General features: G+C 42.4%; 2 protein-coding genes. Both read right to left on the bottom strand.

Going from position 1 to position 904, the window contains the following annotated elements; genetic code table 11:
- Positions 1–135: 135 nt before the first annotated feature.
- Positions 136–462 (bottom strand): Imm45 family immunity protein, encoded by a 327-nt coding sequence (gene imm45 / locus JCM25414_RS26885; RefSeq protein ID WP_025842207.1) that lies wholly within the window; start codon positions 460–462, stop codon positions 136–138.
- On the bottom strand, positions 462–904 hold a 443-nt coding region (locus JCM25414_RS15260), incomplete at its 5' end, for a colicin E3/pyocin S6 family cytotoxin (protein ID WP_025842206.1). The genes JCM25414_RS15260 and imm45, both read right to left, overlap by 1 nt.

The raw sequence follows: 904 nt of genomic DNA, 5'->3' as shown, positions 1-904 counted from the left end.
ACTATTCGTGACGCTCGCGCCCGCAAGCGACACGTCTTTCGCCGCAATCGTGCCGCCTGTCAGCGCCACATTGCCCGGTGCCAGATAGAGCGTCTGATACAGAAATGCTATTTTAGCTCAGTGAAACATACTCGATTACTGCATATTGGGAACATATCCATCTGAAACAAATACATTCTCCACAGTACATTCGGGATATATCCACTCGTCCCAATTCTCTACGATCCAGCCAACACTTATACTACAATTATCATATAGGGACTCTAGCGGAAAATTTTGAAAGATTATCCCAGCTTTATATCCCGTTGTCACCATCAAAGAAAATCTACTGACACTCGCTAAGTTTTCACAAACCATAAAGTCAACAATGGACTCATAAGGATACTTCGCGGGAAGCCTAAACACGCTTCCTCTCGTCAAATATTTATTTTCTAATTCTATAAGTTTTACGAACGAGCGCATTATCTTACCTTTATGTCATGACCACCAGATCTATCTATTTTGCCAGTCGGATCTAGATTGAAATTAAATTCTCCCAAATGGTTCCCGTTTCTAGGATTGATTTTCTCAAGCCTTCCATGTTGTGTGTCAACAGAATAAATTTCTCCGTCTTCAGTCTGATATATATCTCTATTATTAATTCTCGATAGTTTATTATCTTTTTTCCATCCGTACTCCTGCGCGATATTTTTAGCTTGATTTTTTACAATAGCAACGCGCTCCGATGCGCTTAGATTAGACAAGCTTTTTTCGAACGCCTCTGCATCAAACGTTGCTGTACTTTTCTCACCCGCATTCTCTATCAGACTGCCAGCGGCTTGATCCGTAGTCCATTTTTGTCGCCCGGAAGATGCACTCCCCCCCCTTACTTGTACCTCCGCTCTCATGAGCAGCATTCTGCAAG

Origin of the sequence: Asaia platycodi JCM 25414 (assembly GCF_000614545.1) — a bacterium.
GTDB classification, from domain to species: domain Bacteria; phylum Pseudomonadota; class Alphaproteobacteria; order Acetobacterales; family Acetobacteraceae; genus Asaia; species Asaia platycodi.
Note: the sequence above shows the minus strand (reverse complement) of the source record. Positions and strands in the feature narration are given on the sequence as shown.